Raw genomic sequence first — 13265 nt, forward strand, 5'->3', positions numbered from 1 at the left:
TCAGGACAGCAGCGCCTCGAGCCGACGGTTGACCGCCGCGAGCGTCGCCCGGACCACCGCCTGACGCGGATCACCCGCGACCAGGGCCGACCCGGCGAGCTGCTCGACCCAGCCCTCACAGACCAGCAGCGCCACAACGGTGGCCACCTCGCAATTGCCGAAGGGCACCACCGCGGCGTGCTCGACGAAACAGCGCCCCCGCTCGGCGTTCTCGGCACCGCGCAGCAACTCGTCCACCGCAGCCGCCGCCGCCACCGCGCAGAGCCGCAACACGTAGCCGTCCACCGCCGGCCCGGTGGCGTACCCGGAGGCGCTGTCGCCCCCGGCCAGCAGCCGGACCTCCACGTTCGCGTCCAGGCCGAAGGTGCTGACCTGCACGTGGTCGATCACCACCCGGGGCCCCGGCGTACCGCCGGTCTCCAGCGGCCGCGACGGCGCCGACTCCGTCGTGGTCACCTGACCACCGGAGTACGACGTACCCAGCGTCGCCGGGCTACCGGTCGCGGCGCCAGCCGGCGCGGACGAGACCGACCCTGGTTCCTCCACCGTGGCGCGCCCGCGGTGCGGAGCGTTCGACCGGCGGCGGCGCGTCGGGTCCGTGCCGGTCCGCTGCTCCGGCCCGGCCGGCAGGGACTCGACCCGACCGCTTGACGGGCGGGCGACCGTCGGCGGCTCGGCCGACCGAACCTCGCCGGGATCGCGCGAAGCCGCGTTTCGAGTCTCCGGGGTACGCCGCTCGGCGGGCTCGGCCGCGCGACGACGAACCGGTGGTGGTGGCGTGCTGGGCAGGCCGGGCACATTCTGCGGGGCCGCGGCCAACCCCATCCGCTCCTGGAGCAGCCGGGCCACCTGCCGGCTCACCTCGGCCGGGTCGGCCCCGTCGGCCAGGTCCAGTCGCAGACTGTGCGCACCCGCCGGAGTGCGGCGCAGGGCCGCGTCGCGGACACCGGCCACCTCCCGGACGGCGTCCAGGATCGCGTTGACATCGAACCCCTCGGGGCGCTCGCGCAGTGGGGCTGGTTCGTCGTCCCGGCGCAGGTGAGTGGCGATGCGGGCGAGTTCCGGAGTTTCGGCGGGTGGCTCCACGGCTGGCGGCTCCGGCACGACGGGCACGTCCGGTTCCGCGGGGACGCGCTGCGGCAGCACCACAGCGCTCGCAGCCGATTGCCGGCCATCGTCGGCCGGGGACGTCGGGTCGGGAGCCGATCGGCGCGCCGCGTAGGCGGAGGCGGAGGCGGACGTCGGTGCGGACTGATCGCGGCGGCCGGAACCCTTGTTGTCGGTGGGCAGGACCGCTGCGGTGGAGGGCGGGGTGACGTCAGTCGATGGCGAGCCGTTCACCGGCGCGGCCGGTGTGGGCGGCTCGACGCGTGACGGACCGGGCTCGGGTGTCGCCGGCCGGAGCCGGAACGGCCCGGTCGGTCGGACGTCGGGCCGGGACCGGCCAGGCGTATCGCCTCCGTCGCCCCCACCGGCGCTGGCCGACCGGCTGGCCGGCCACGAGGGGCGCTCGACCGGGGTGGCCGGGAGCCGGCCCTCGGACCAGTCCGGCCGCTCGGCCCCGGAACTGCTCGCCGTCGGCGAACCGCCGGTCCAGGACGAGCGCTCCGCGACCAGCGACGGGCCTGCCGGAGCCGGTGGCGCGTCGGTCAGCGTAGGGGGTGGCCCGGCCGGAGCCGGAGGCGGAGGCGGAGGCGGTCCGGCGAGTACCGGAGGTGTCGCCTCGGCCGGTGCGGGCGGGTCGGCCGATGCCGGGCTGGAGGCCCAGGAGGGTCGCGTCGGTGGGGAGCTGGCCGGTGCCGGATCGGCGCCGCCGGCCCAGGACGGGCGCGTCGCCGCCGCGCCGGTGGCGGGCGGTTCGGAACCGCCGGCCCAGGACGGTCGCACCGGCGGCACACTGGTCGCCGCCTCGGACCCGCCGGCCCAGGACGGCCGCACCGGCGGCAGGCTCGTCGGCGTCGGATCGGACCCCTCGGCCCAGGAGGGTCGCGCGGGCGACGCGCTGGTGGGGTCGGGATCGGCCCCGCCAGCCCAGGACGGGCGGTCGGCCCGGGGTCCGCCGGTCGCCCCGGAACCCGCCCAGGACGGCCGGTCAGCGGGCGGACCACTGGTCGGCGTCGCGCCACCCGCCCACGACGGACGGTCAGCCGGCGGACCACTGGTCGGCGTCGCGCCACCCGCCCACGACGGACGGTCAGCCGGCGGACCACTGGTCGGCGTCGCGCCACCGGCCCAGGAGGAACGGTCGGCGGGTGGTGCGCTGGTCGGTTCGGCGGGGCGTTCCGGGGTGGACGCGGATTCGACCCGGCCGGGTTCGTACGGCCGGGGCACCTCGGCGCGCACCGGCTCGTACGGACGGGGCACCTCGGCGCGCACCGGCTCGTACGGCTGGTGGGGTTCGCCGACCCAGTCCGGCGCCGACTCGTCCCGTGCAGCCGGGCCAGCCGGCTCGTCGTCCTGGCGGGACCAGGGCGGGGCCCACCCGCCACCCCAGCTCGGGCGGTTCCAGCTCGGCCCCGACCAGTCGGGCTCGATGGCCGACGACTCCCCGGCCCGGGGCGTTTCGCCGGGACGGTGCACGTCCCCGGTGCGATGCGCCTCGTCGGCGCGATGCGTGTCTGCCGGGCGGGAACCCTCGGAAGCGCGACCGGGCTCGCCCTCGTCGGCGGAGGCGGCCGGGCCCGGGTTGCGTCCCGAGGTGGCTGCGGGCTCTGGTGCGAGCGGGTCCCGCCAGTCGCGTGGGGCGGTCGGACTCTCGTCGGCGGCCAGCCGCTCGGCGATCGGCGCGTGGAAACCGGGTGGAACCTCGAAACCCGACGCCGCGGTGCCGACGGGTGGCACCTGGACGGCCGGCGGGGCCGAGGTGGGCAAGCCGGGCTCGGCCCAGCGGGCACGGTGCGCGGCAGCCGGATCGGCACTGGAGTGTGGGGCGGGGCCCGGGTCGGGCTCGACGGCACCCTGCTCCGCTGGCGGTGCGGGACGTTGGGCGGGCACCACGAGCCGGTCGCCGGCCGCCCCGAGGCGACCCTCCTCGGGCAGCCCGGGCGGTGCGCTCACCGGCGTGGGGCGCCCCGAGGGCGGTTCGAGACCGGGGTGGTGGACGCCGTTGACGTCGTCCGGGTGGGGCACGCCGTTGACCTGGTGGCCGTTGGTGCGGGCCGACGACTCCGGGTCGCCCGACCGCCCCACCAGCGGCGATGGCAGGTCACCATGCCGTGTCGAGGAGGTCCGCCAGCCCGACGCGGGGTCGGGCTGCCAGCGCGGCGCCTCATCCCGGGCGTCCTCGTGGTCGGCGGCTCGGGGCCACCCACCCGCCTGAGGCGCCCACCCACTGACGGAACGGCTCGGGTCGTCGTGCTGACCCGCTCCGTCACCGTGCTCTCCCGGGGTGGCGGCTCCGGGTTGCCCTGTTTCACTCACCGCGCGCTCCTTGGTCGCCCCCGCTGAGGCTACCGTGTGCCGAGAGTGGCGATAAGTTACAGCGGCGGGCCATTTCCACGACCGAGGTCACGGGCCTCGCCCGGTCTGGGGGGAAAATGCCGGCTCGTACGGAGAACTCGGAGGATCCCATGACCGCTGCGGGGAACGGTGCACAGACCGCTGGCCGGCCCACCCGCCTGCCTCGCTCCGCGCGTCGTAAGCAGCTTCTCGCTGCGGCGCAGGAGGTGTTCGTCGCGCAGGGCTACCACGCCGCCGCGATGGACGACATCGCCGAGCGGGCCGGGGTCTCGAAGCCGGTGCTCTACCAACACTTTCCCGGAAAGATGGATCTCTACCTGGCGCTGCTCGACACGCACTGTGACGCCATTGTCGCTCAGGTGCAGGATGCGATGCGCGGTACCAGCGACAACAAGGAACGGGTCAGCGCGTCGGTACGGGCGTACTTCGACTTCGTCGACCACGAGAGCGAGGCGTTCCGGCTCGTCTTCGAGTCGGATCTGCGCAACGACCCGGCCGTGCGGCAGCGGGTGGAGCGGGTCGAGCAGGGCTGCATCGCGGCGATCACCGACACCATCATCTCCGACACCGGGGTGAGCCGGGCGCACGCCGAGCTGCTGGCCTCCGGGCTGGTCGGCGCGGCGGAGACGGCCGCACAGTTCTGGCTGGCCGGCGGCCGACAGGTGCCGAAGGCCGAAGCTGAGGCGTTGGTGGCCGCGCTGTCGTGGCGGGGCATCGCGAGCTTCCCGCTGCAAGGTGAGTCAGCCTGACCGCCGGGCCCGTGATCGGATAGCCTTCGCAGGGCGGTTCTCTCGCCCCAGTTGAGGAGGCACAGTGGAGGTCAAGATCGGCGTGCAGTACGCGCCACGCGAGCTGGTAGTGGACAGCGCGCAGTCGCCGGCCGAGATCGAGCAGATCGTCACCGACGCCTTCGCCGGCAACGGCGGCACGCTCTCCCTGACCGATGAGAAGGGCCGGCGGGTCATCGTTCCGGTCGAGAAGGTCGCCTACGTCGAGATCGCCGAGGCGTCGTCCCGGGCGGTCGGGTTCACCGTCCGCTGACCGGTCCGGCCATCGCGGCAGGTCGGCACTCGACCCACCTGCCGCAGGCCGGAGCCGGCCAACCCGGCCGGGTGGTCAGTTGTTCAGCCCGGCGGCGGCCATTCGCGCTGTGTGCGCGGTGGTGAGCCTGCCGAACAGCCCTGGCACGTCGACCCGGCCGTCGCGTGCGATCAGCGCGGTGAGGGTGGCCCGCTCGGCGGCGACACGGCCGGCCTGGGACAACGCCTCACCCACCAGCCGCCGGGCCCACATGGAGAGCCGACCGGCCACCCGGGGGTCGTCGGCGACGGCCACCCGGATCTCCGCAGCGGCGAAGTCCGCGTACCGGGAGTCGTGCAGGACGTCCAGCACCAGCGCCCGGTCCGGTTCCTCCAGCGCGTCGGCGATCTCGCGAACGAAGTCGTCGGTGATCGCGTCGCCCACGTACGCCTTCGTGACCACCTCCGCCCAGTCCCGCGGCTCGGTCGAGTCGTGGTACGCCTGCAACGGCTCGACATAGGGCGCCATCGCATCCTCGGGCGGTACGCCCAACGCGGTGAGCCGATCGGCGAGGCGCCGGTAGTTGGCGATCTCAGCCGCGGCCATCTCGTTCAGCGCTGCCCGGCGGCGCAGGTCAGGAGCGAGCCGGGCATCGCCCGCCATCCGCTCGAAGGCGAGCAGCTCGCCGAAGGCGACCAGACCCAACAGGTCGGCGTACGCGGAACCGGAGGCGGACACGAGCGGCAGGCTATCGCGTGGCTGCCCTCCGCGCCGGCCCCCGCCGATCATGGAGTTGTGGTGCCCGGTTGTTGAACTTTTGAGCTCTTTGTCCACCACCACAACTCCATGATCGACGCGGGTGGGGGGCGGGGCACGGGACAACGGGGCGCGGGCGGCTTGAGGTTGCTGTGGCGTGGGTCACAATTGCTTGCCCCGCGTGGCGAGTGGCCGACTGGGAATCGGGACGGGGGTATGCCTGTTCAGGTAACATGGAGCAGTTGCCGTGGGCGCCGATCTGATCGAAGCTCAGCCCGCGGCGCGCGTGCGGCCCGGTCCGGCTCGGCAATCTGCCGCCGACCGTGTGGCCCGCGTCATACCGAACGCGCCCTGAGGACATGACGGGCGCACCCACGAGAGGGCACCCCCACATCCACATGAGCGACCTGACTCAAGATTTGCTGGACGGCCAGGAACTGGCCCCCACCGCCCCGGTTCGACCGGAGGCCCCCACGTTCGCCGCACTCGGCGCCCGCGCCGAGACCGTCGAGGCCCTGGCCTCGGCCGGCATCACCCGCGCCTTCGCCATCCAGGAGTACGCGATCCCGATCGCGCTGCGCGGCGTCGACCTGATCGGCCAGGCGCCCACCGGCACCGGCAAGACCCTCGGCTTCGGCGTACCGCTGCTCGACCGGGTGTTCGCCCCGGGCGAGGGCAGCGACGGCGTCCCTCAGGCGCTGGTCGTCGTCCCCACCCGTGAGCTGGGCATCCAGGTCGCCAAGGACCTGGCCGCCGCCGGCCGGACGCGTGGCGTCCGGGTGCTGCCGATCTACGGCGGCGTGGCGTACGAGCCGCAGATCGACGCGCTGCGCAAGGGCGTCGAGATCCTGGTCGGCACGCCCGGCCGACTGATGGACCTGCAGAAGCAGAAGCACCTCCGGCTCGACCGGGTGCACGCACTCGTCCTCGACGAGGCCGACCGGATGCTCGACCTGGGCTTCCTCGACGACGTCGAGAAGATCCTCGCGATGCTTCCGGAAGACCGGCAGACGATGCTCTTCTCGGCCACGATGCCGGACCCGATCGTCACCCTGTCGCGACGTTTCCTGCGCCAGCCGATGACGATCCACGCCGGGCACACCGCCGAGACCGGCCCGTCGCCGCAGACCCAGCAGTTGGTCTACCGCACCCACTCGATGAACAAGGTCGAGGTGGTGGCGCGCATCCTCCAGGCGGAGGGGCGCGGGCTGACCATGATCTTCACGCGTACCAAGCGGGCCGCCGACCGGGTCGCCGAGGATCTCGACTTCCGCGGGTTCGCGGTCGCCGCCGTGCATGGTGACCTCGGCCAGGGTGCCCGCGAGCGGGCGCTGCGGGCCTTCCGGGCCGGCAAGATCGACATCCTGGTCGCCACCGACGTGGCGGCCCGTGGGCTGGACGTGACAGGCGTCACCCACGTCATCAACTACGACTGCCCGGAAGACCAGGACACCTACACCCACCGGATCGGTCGTACCGGCCGGGCCGGCGCGACGGGTGTCGCGGTGACCTTCGTCGACTGGGACGACATGCCGCGGTGGCGGATCATCGACAAGACCCTCGGTCTGGAGATGCCGGAGCCGCCGGAGACGTACCACACGTCGCCGCACCTCTACACCGACCTGCACATCTCCACCGAGGTCAGCGGCACGCTGCCCACCGCCGAGCGCACCCGGGCCGGGCTGTCCGCCGAGATCGAAGAGGATCTGGGTGGGACGACCCGCTCCCGTCGGGGCGACAGCGGTGGTCGTGGACCCCGACGCGGCGAGAGCCGTGGTGAGGGTCGCGGCGAGGGTCGCGGCGAGGGTCGCGGCGAGCGCCGTGGTCGGGGCGATGGCCGCCGCGACCGCTCCGACGCCGCCGCGCCGGCCGCCGCCACGCCGGCCGCCGCCGAGGCACCTGCTGCCGACGCCACCGACGAAGGCACCCGTACCCCCCGCCGTCGGCGTCGCCGCCGGGCCGGCGAGGCGGTCACGGCCGAGACGACCGCGGTGATCTCCGCCGACGCCGGGCCGTCCGAGCCGGCCACCGCGTCCGACGGCGAGGCGTCCAAGCCGCGTCGCCGACGCCGCCGCCGTGGTGGCGGTTCCGATGCGGGTACGCCGGCGGAAGCGACAGCGGACTGACCACCAGCCACACCTGACATCCCCCGCACCGCCTCGCGCGGTACGGGGGATGTTCCCTTCTCCCACCCCACCTGCCGAAGATGGAACGATGCCGCAACCACTGGACGCTGCCCTGACCGAGGTTCGGGCGCTGCTGCTCGACCCCGCGCTGACCCGGGCGGTAGCCGCCGGACGTCGACGCGGTCGCCGCCCCACAGTTGAGCGGGCCGAACTGCGGCCGGTGCGGCTGAAGGCCGGGCCCCGGATGCAGATCACCACGTCCGACGGTGCTCGCCCCTACACCCGCAACCTCGCCTCCGGTCCGGAGGCCGCTGCGGCGATCGACGAACTGCTGGCCGAGCCGTTCGGCAACTGGCACGTCGAGACGGCCGACGCGACCCTTCAACTGCGGGTGACCAAGTCCGGCGAGGCGCAGGTGCACCGGGCCGCGACGTCCCGTCCGGTGGCGACGCCCACCGGGAACGACCGGGCGAAGGAATACCTGCTCGACCCCGGTGACCCGATCTTCGCCGAGATCGGCGGCTCGGCGGCCAAGCGCCGCCAGGTGGACGCGTTCCTGCGGGCCCTGGCCGCGACGCTGCCGGACGACCTGACGGGTTCGCTACGGGTGGTCGACCTGGGCTGCGGCAACGCCTACCTGACGTTCGCCGCGTACCGCTACCTGACAAGTCGGGGGCTCGACGTCCAACTGGTCGGCGTGGACGTCCGGGAGGACCAGCGGCGGCGCAACACCGAGCTGGCGCAGCGGCTCGGCTGGGCCGACCAGGTCAGCTTCGTGGCCGGGACGATCGCCGACGCCGCCGTCGACCCCGCCCCCGACCTGGTGCTGGCGCTGCACGCCTGCGACACCGCCACCGACGAGGCGCTGGCCCGCGCGGTGCGCTGGGAGGCCCGCTGGGTACTGGCTGCGCCGTGCTGCCACCACGATCTGGCGAAGCAGCTCCGCGCCCATCCCGCCCCGGCCCCGTACGAGCTGCTGACCCGGCAGGGCATCCTGCGCGAGCGCTTCGCCGACGTGCTCACCGACGCGCTGCGCGCCGGGTTGCTGCGGGTGCACGGCTACCGGACCGAGGTGGTGGAGTTCGTGGACTCGCAGCACACCCCGCGTAACCTGCTGATCCGCGCCCGTCGTACCGGTGCCGAGGCGACCGGGCCACAGCGCGCGGAGTACCGCGAGCTGGTGGACCAGTGGCAGGTCACTCCCCGGCTCGAGACCCTGCTGGCCGCCGGAGAGACGCCCGCTCAGCTCCTGGCTAGCTAGCGTCGGCGGTCCCGGCCACCGTTGCGCTCGCTGGCACCACGGTCGAGGACCGACACCCGGTCGGCGGCGGGCCGCTGGGCGGTCCGGTCACCGTCGACCGGGGCGATCGGGAATGGCACGACCTTGCCCTCGGTCTCGGCGTTGCCGGCCGCCGCGAAGGCGTTCCAGGAGATGTCGACCAGCAGCTTCTTCACCTCGGCGTGCCGGATGGCGGCGTTGCGTTGCAACGCCATCCGGGCGCCGAGCAGGACAGCGACCAGCGTGGTGGTGATGGTGCCGGTGGCGGCCAGCACCTGGAGACCGGTGGCGGAATCGGTGCGGAGCACCAGGACCAGCAACCAGATCCAGAACGCGGCGGCGAAGACGCCGGCCTTGGCGACGAAGAAGAGGCTCACCGCACCGGGCTGGTACGGCTGGGGGCGGCTCAATTCGGCCATGGTGCTCCTCGGCGATGGTCCGGTCACAGGCGGCAGGCGGCAGACGCGATGTCGGGACGGGCACCGAGCTTAATGGAAGAACGATGAAGATCGCTCGATGCAATTTTCGTTCTGCACACACGCTTCCAGAGAAAGTCTCGCCCACGGGACAGTTTGTGCGGTCAGTCAATTGTTTCCGGCTTCTCGCGTACTACCCTCGGAAGGCGCATCGTCCCGGTGCTGCGGCAGGGGGGAAGACACGCAGGGATGGGATCAGCCGACGTATCACCGCAGATGGCCTTTGCTCGCTTCGTCCGGCGCGCCATCGATGACGCTCGCGACGAACGTGGCTGGACAGTGACTGATCTTGCCTCGCACACGGGCGTGGGCCGCTCCACCGTCTTCCGCTGGCTGGCCGGCGACTGGCAGGACTATCCCGAGTTGGCCAAGGTGCGCGGCTTCTGCGCCGCGCTGGATCTGCCGGTCGCTGCCGCGTTCCGCGCGCTCGGGCTGCCCGACGCCGGTCCCGCTCCTCGCCGACGCCACGACGACGGCCCGGTCGAGGCCGACGTCCGGGCCATCCTGGACCGGCTGGCCGACCCCACGGTCCCCGCCGAGGAGAAGCACCACATCCGCGACCTGCTCCGCTACCTGGCCCGCCGCCCCATCCGCCGAGCCAGCTAACCCACCCCGCCCCGGCCCCGGGCCCCGCCCCTTACTGCCGTTGATCATGAAGTTATTGCCACGACACGCCGAAGCGAAGGGCAATAACTTCATGATCAACGGGGCAGTGGCCCGGAGCGGGGCTAGGGGACGGTCAGGGTGAACTCGGCCGTTCGGACTTCCGCGTTCACCTGGAAGTCGAGGTAGAGGCGGTAGCGGCCCGGGCCAGGGGTGGTCAACCAGAACTTGATCTGACCGTCCACCAACTCGGTCTCCGGGTGCACGTGCAGATAGCCGAGGTCGCCCTCGCGCAACGCCACCAGGTGCCCGTACGCCCCGAGGTACCGCTCCAACTGGGCTGCGCCACCAGCACCATCCACCCGGAAGGTCAGCGGCACTGTCGCCCCGGCCTGCACGGTGCCCTGGTAGCCGACGGTGAAGCCGTCCACGATCGTCGAGGTGGCCGGCCCCGGCAGTGGACGCGGTCGGTAGTCGCCGGGGGCCACCAGGTCCGCCCCGAGGGTCACAGCGGTCTGCGCGCCGTTGTCGGCGACCACTGTGAAGTCGGCGTACGCGCGCCAGAGGCCGGGCTGCGCGAGGGTCAACGGCACCGACCAGGTGCCGTCCGCCGCCATGGTCGGGTGCAGGTGCTGGTAACCGGTCAGGTCCCGCCGGACGACGATGAGGTGCATCGGCTTGTCGTGCACGATGGCGAACCGGCTGATCGGCCGGCGCTGCGCGTCGCGCACCTGGAAGCGGAGCTGACCCGGGCGACCTGCCACGAACTCGGTGGCCAGAGGCACCAGGGTGAACCCGGCCGAGCTGACCGCCAGACCGCCCGGCTCGACGGCCGCGCCCTGATCGGTGGCCGTGGCACTGCCGTGGTTGTGCGGCGCGACGCCCGGTGGGTCGGTGTGCTCGGCGGCGAACGACGGGCTGCCGGTGACGGCGCCGTTGGCGTTCAGCCGGCCGAGGCCGAAGCCGAGCAGCACCGCCAGCACCAGCCCGCCGACCACCAGCGCCAGCCGGAGAGTGCTCCGGTCCGGCTCGACGGGGCCCTGGTCAGCCACGACCGACGCCCAGCGCCTGACCGGCCTCGCCGCCAGCGATCCTGCCCGCAATGGTCCGCGCACGGGTGAAGGGCTGCTGGTCGGTCATGCCGACCACGGTACCGTCGCGCCCGGCCGGGTCAGGCCGACGCCCGGACAGCGTGGCGACCGTCGCACTCGACACCGCCCGGGAACTTTCCCACCCCGACCGGCGCAGATCGCGCCGCAGCGCTAAGCAACGCCCCGAACAGGCACGGACCACGACGCAGATCGCGCCGCAGCGCCCGGGCAACGCCCCGAACAGGCACGGAACGCAGCGCAGACCCGAACATCGCCGAGGGAAACCGACGTGCGGGCAGCGGGTCAGCCGGCCACGGCGAGGGCGAGCGGGAGCACGTCGGTCGCGCCGGACCGACGCAGGGCCCGGGCCACCAGCGTCATCGTCCAGCCCGAGTCGATCAGGTCGTCGACGAGCAGCACCGGGCCGTCCAGCCCGGCCAGGGCGTCGGCCAGGTCGGCCGGCACGGTGAAGGCGTCGTGCAGCGCGCGTACCCGTTGGGCGCTGTTGCCGCGCGGCCCGGACGGGCCGTCGGGGCCGGCCGCGGTGACCTCGCCGAGCAGCGGCAGCCGGCCCACTGTGGCGATCCGCTCGGCCAGCGAGCCGAGCAGCCGGGGCCGCCGCCGGGAACCGACCGCGACCACCGCCACCGGTCGACGGGGCCACGGGTTGTCGCCGTGCGCCCACGCCTTCAGCACCTCCACGACCGCGCCGGCGACGTCGTCGGGCACCGGCGCGTCCGGCGCTTCCGGGCCGACGAGGGCACGCAGCCGGCTACCCCAGCCCAGGTCGGAGAGGCGCCCGACGGCCCGGCCCGGCAGCGCCTGCTCCGCGGGGGCGATCCGGCCCTTGAGGGGTACGCCCACCGCGTCGAGTCCGGTCGGCCAGAGCTTCTTCGGAGCGATCTCCACGCCGGGTCGACCCAGGAAGGTCTGCGCGGCGGCGAGCGCTGCTGTCGACACGTCTGCGGCGAAGAGTGGATCGGCGCACCTGTCGCATCGGCCGCAGTCGACCGCCTCGGTGTCGTCCAGGCGTTCCCGTAGATACCGCATTCGGCAGTCGGACGTCGTCGCGTACTCCCGCATGGCCTGTTGCTCGACGGTGCGCGCCTCGGCGACGCGGCGCAACCGGGCCTCGTCGTAGACCCACGGCTCGCCGGTGGCGAGCCAACCACCGCGCACCCGGCGGACCGCGCCGTCCACGTCGAGCACCTTGAGCATCAGCTCCAGCCGGGCTCGGCGCAGGTCGACGAGGGGTTCGAGGGCCTGGGTGGAGAGCGGGCGGTCGGTGTGCAGGGCGGCCAGCACGGCCCGGACCTGCTGCTCCGGCGGGAACGCCAGCGAGGCGAAGTAGCGCCAGATCGCTGCGTCCTCGACGCCGGGCAGCAGCAGCACCTCGGCGTGTTCGACGGCGCGGCCCGCGCGGCCGACCTGCTGGTAGTACGCGATCGGCGAGGGTGGCGCGCCGAGGTGGACGACGAAGCCCAGGTCGGGCTTGTCGAAGCCCATGCCGAGGGCGCTGGTGGCGACCAACGCCTTGATCTTGTTGTCGAGCAGGTCCTGTTCGGCGGCGCGCCGGTCGGCGTCGTCGGACTGCCCGCTGTACGAGGCGACCGGGTAGCCCCGGGAGCGCAGGAACTCGGCGGTCTCCCCCGCTGCCGCCACTGTCAGCGTGTAGACGATGCCCGAGCCGGGCAGCTGGTCCAGGTGGTCGGCGAGCCAGGCCAGCCGGTGCGCCGGGCTGGGCAGGTCGAGCACCCCGAGTCGCAGCGACTCGCGGTCCAGGGTGCCGCGCAGGATGAGGGCGTCACCCAGCTGCTCGGCGACGTCCTGGGTGACCCGGGCGTTGGCGGTGGCGGTGGTCGCCAGCACGGGGGTGCGCTCGGGCAGCTCGGCGAGGAACGTCCGCAGCCGCCGGTAGTCCGGCCGGAAGTCGTGCCCCCAGTCGGAGACGCAGTGCGCCTCGTCGACCACCAGCAGGCCGGTGGTGGCGGCCAACTTCGGCAGGACACCGTCGCGGAAATCCGGGTTGTTGAGCCGTTCCGGGCTGATCAGCAGCACGTCCACCGCGCCGGTCTGGATCTCGGCGGTGATCTCGTCCCACTCGTCGAGGTTCGCCGAGTTGATCGTGCGAGCCCGGATGCCGGCCCGCGCGGCGGCCTCGACCTGGTTGCGCATCAACGCCAGCAGCGGCGAGACGATGACTGTCGGGCCGTGCTCCCCCCGCTCCCGCAGCAGGGCGGTGGCCACGAAGTAGACAGCCGACTTGCCCCAACCGGTGCGCTGGACGCAGAGCACCCGCCGCCGGTCGACGACCAGCGCCTCGATGGCGCGCCACTGATCCTCGCGCAGCCGGGCGTGGTCACCGGCCAGCCGGCGCAGCACCGCCTCGGCCCGCTCGCGTACCGCTGCCCGCTCTGCTGTCTCCACCCGGCATTTCTACCAGCGCCGTCCGTCA

General features: G+C 73.5%; 10 protein-coding genes. 5 read left to right on the forward strand and 5 right to left on the reverse strand.

Translation table 11 applies throughout. From position 1 onward, the window contains the following. Entirely contained in the window at window positions 1-1938 is a 1938-nt protein-coding gene (locus ABZU43_RS07570) for a hypothetical protein (protein ID WP_355006074.1), read from the reverse strand. 1631 nt (window positions 1939-3569) lie between these two features. On the opposite strand from ABZU43_RS07570, the gene ABZU43_RS07575 reads away from it, so the two are divergent. Both ABZU43_RS07575 and ABZU43_RS07580 read left to right on the forward strand, forming a co-directional pair. Further along, complete coding sequence (locus tag ABZU43_RS07575) at window positions 3570-4208, forward strand: TetR/AcrR family transcriptional regulator (RefSeq protein ID WP_030489514.1); 639 nt, start codon at window positions 3570-3572, stop codon at window positions 4206-4208. A 64-nt stretch (window positions 4209-4272) separates the two neighbouring features. Beyond that, the gene (locus ABZU43_RS07580) at window positions 4273-4500 is read left to right on the forward strand and encodes a DUF3107 domain-containing protein (protein WP_088950288.1); all 228 of its coding nucleotides are present in this window, start codon (window positions 4273-4275) and stop codon (window positions 4498-4500) included. Between the two features lie 75 nt (window positions 4501-4575). Here ABZU43_RS07580 and ABZU43_RS07585 read toward each other — a convergent pair whose 3' ends face one another. Beyond that, entirely contained in the window at window positions 4576-5217 is a 642-nt protein-coding gene (locus tag ABZU43_RS07585; RefSeq protein ID WP_238689107.1) for a ferritin-like fold-containing protein, read from the reverse strand. A gap of 416 nt (window positions 5218-5633) precedes the next feature. Here ABZU43_RS07585 and ABZU43_RS07590 point away from each other — a divergent pair, with 416 nt between their 5' ends. Together ABZU43_RS07590 and ABZU43_RS07595 are read left to right on the forward strand one after the other, a co-directional pair. Continuing rightward, window positions 5634-7361 (forward strand): DEAD/DEAH box helicase, encoded by a 1728-nt coding sequence (locus tag ABZU43_RS07590; protein WP_355005708.1) that lies wholly within the window; start codon window positions 5634-5636, stop codon window positions 7359-7361. Window positions 7362-7449: 88 nt separating this feature from the next. Continuing rightward, window positions 7450-8622: an SAM-dependent methyltransferase gene (locus ABZU43_RS07595; RefSeq protein WP_355005709.1), complete on the forward strand. Its 1173-nt coding sequence runs from the start codon at window positions 7450-7452 to the stop codon at window positions 8620-8622. On the opposite strand, the gene ABZU43_RS07600 is transcribed toward ABZU43_RS07595, so the two are convergent. Beyond that, window positions 8619-9059: a hypothetical protein gene (locus ABZU43_RS07600; protein ID WP_355005710.1), complete on the reverse strand. Its 441-nt coding sequence runs from the start codon at window positions 9057-9059 to the stop codon at window positions 8619-8621. The genes ABZU43_RS07595 and ABZU43_RS07600 overlap by 4 nt on opposite strands. A 246-nt stretch (window positions 9060-9305) precedes the next feature. Here ABZU43_RS07600 and ABZU43_RS07605 point away from each other — a divergent pair, with 246 nt between their 5' ends. Then, complete coding sequence (locus ABZU43_RS07605; RefSeq protein WP_210785506.1) at window positions 9306-9722, forward strand: helix-turn-helix domain-containing protein; 417 nt, start codon at window positions 9306-9308, stop codon at window positions 9720-9722. A gap of 122 nt (window positions 9723-9844) precedes the next feature. On the opposite strand, the gene ABZU43_RS07610 is transcribed toward ABZU43_RS07605, so the two are convergent. Beyond that, window positions 9845-10771, reverse strand: a complete 927-nt coding sequence (locus ABZU43_RS07610; RefSeq protein WP_355005711.1) for a hypothetical protein — start codon at window positions 10769-10771, stop codon at window positions 9845-9847. A gap of 342 nt (window positions 10772-11113) precedes the next feature. Beyond that, the gene (locus ABZU43_RS07615; RefSeq protein WP_355005712.1) at window positions 11114-13237 is read right to left on the reverse strand and encodes a DEAD/DEAH box helicase; all 2124 of its coding nucleotides are present in this window, start codon (window positions 13235-13237) and stop codon (window positions 11114-11116) included. Between the last annotated feature and the right edge of the window lie 28 nt (window positions 13238-13265).

Source organism: Micromonospora sp. NPDC005205 (assembly GCF_040608275.1).
Taxonomy (GTDB): Bacteria; Actinomycetota; Actinomycetes; order Mycobacteriales; family Micromonosporaceae; genus Micromonospora.

Bases quoted from the DNA above. Each gene is read 5' to 3' on its own strand.
- ABZU43_RS07575 (WP_030489514.1), top strand. From the start codon at position 3,570: ATGACCGCTGCGGGGAACGGTGCACAGACCGCTGGCCGGCCCACCCGC.
- ABZU43_RS07590 (WP_355005708.1), top strand. From the start codon at position 5,634: ATGAGCGACCTGACTCAAGATTTGCTGGACGGCCAGGAACTGGCCCCC.
- ABZU43_RS07595 (WP_355005709.1), top strand. From the start codon at position 7,450: ATGCCGCAACCACTGGACGCTGCCCTGACCGAGGTTCGGGCGCTGCTG.
- ABZU43_RS07600 (WP_355005710.1), bottom strand. From the start codon at position 9,059: ATGGCCGAATTGAGCCGCCCCCAGCCGTACCAGCCCGGTGCGGTGAGC.
- ABZU43_RS07605 (WP_210785506.1), top strand. From the start codon at position 9,306: ATGGGATCAGCCGACGTATCACCGCAGATGGCCTTTGCTCGCTTCGTC.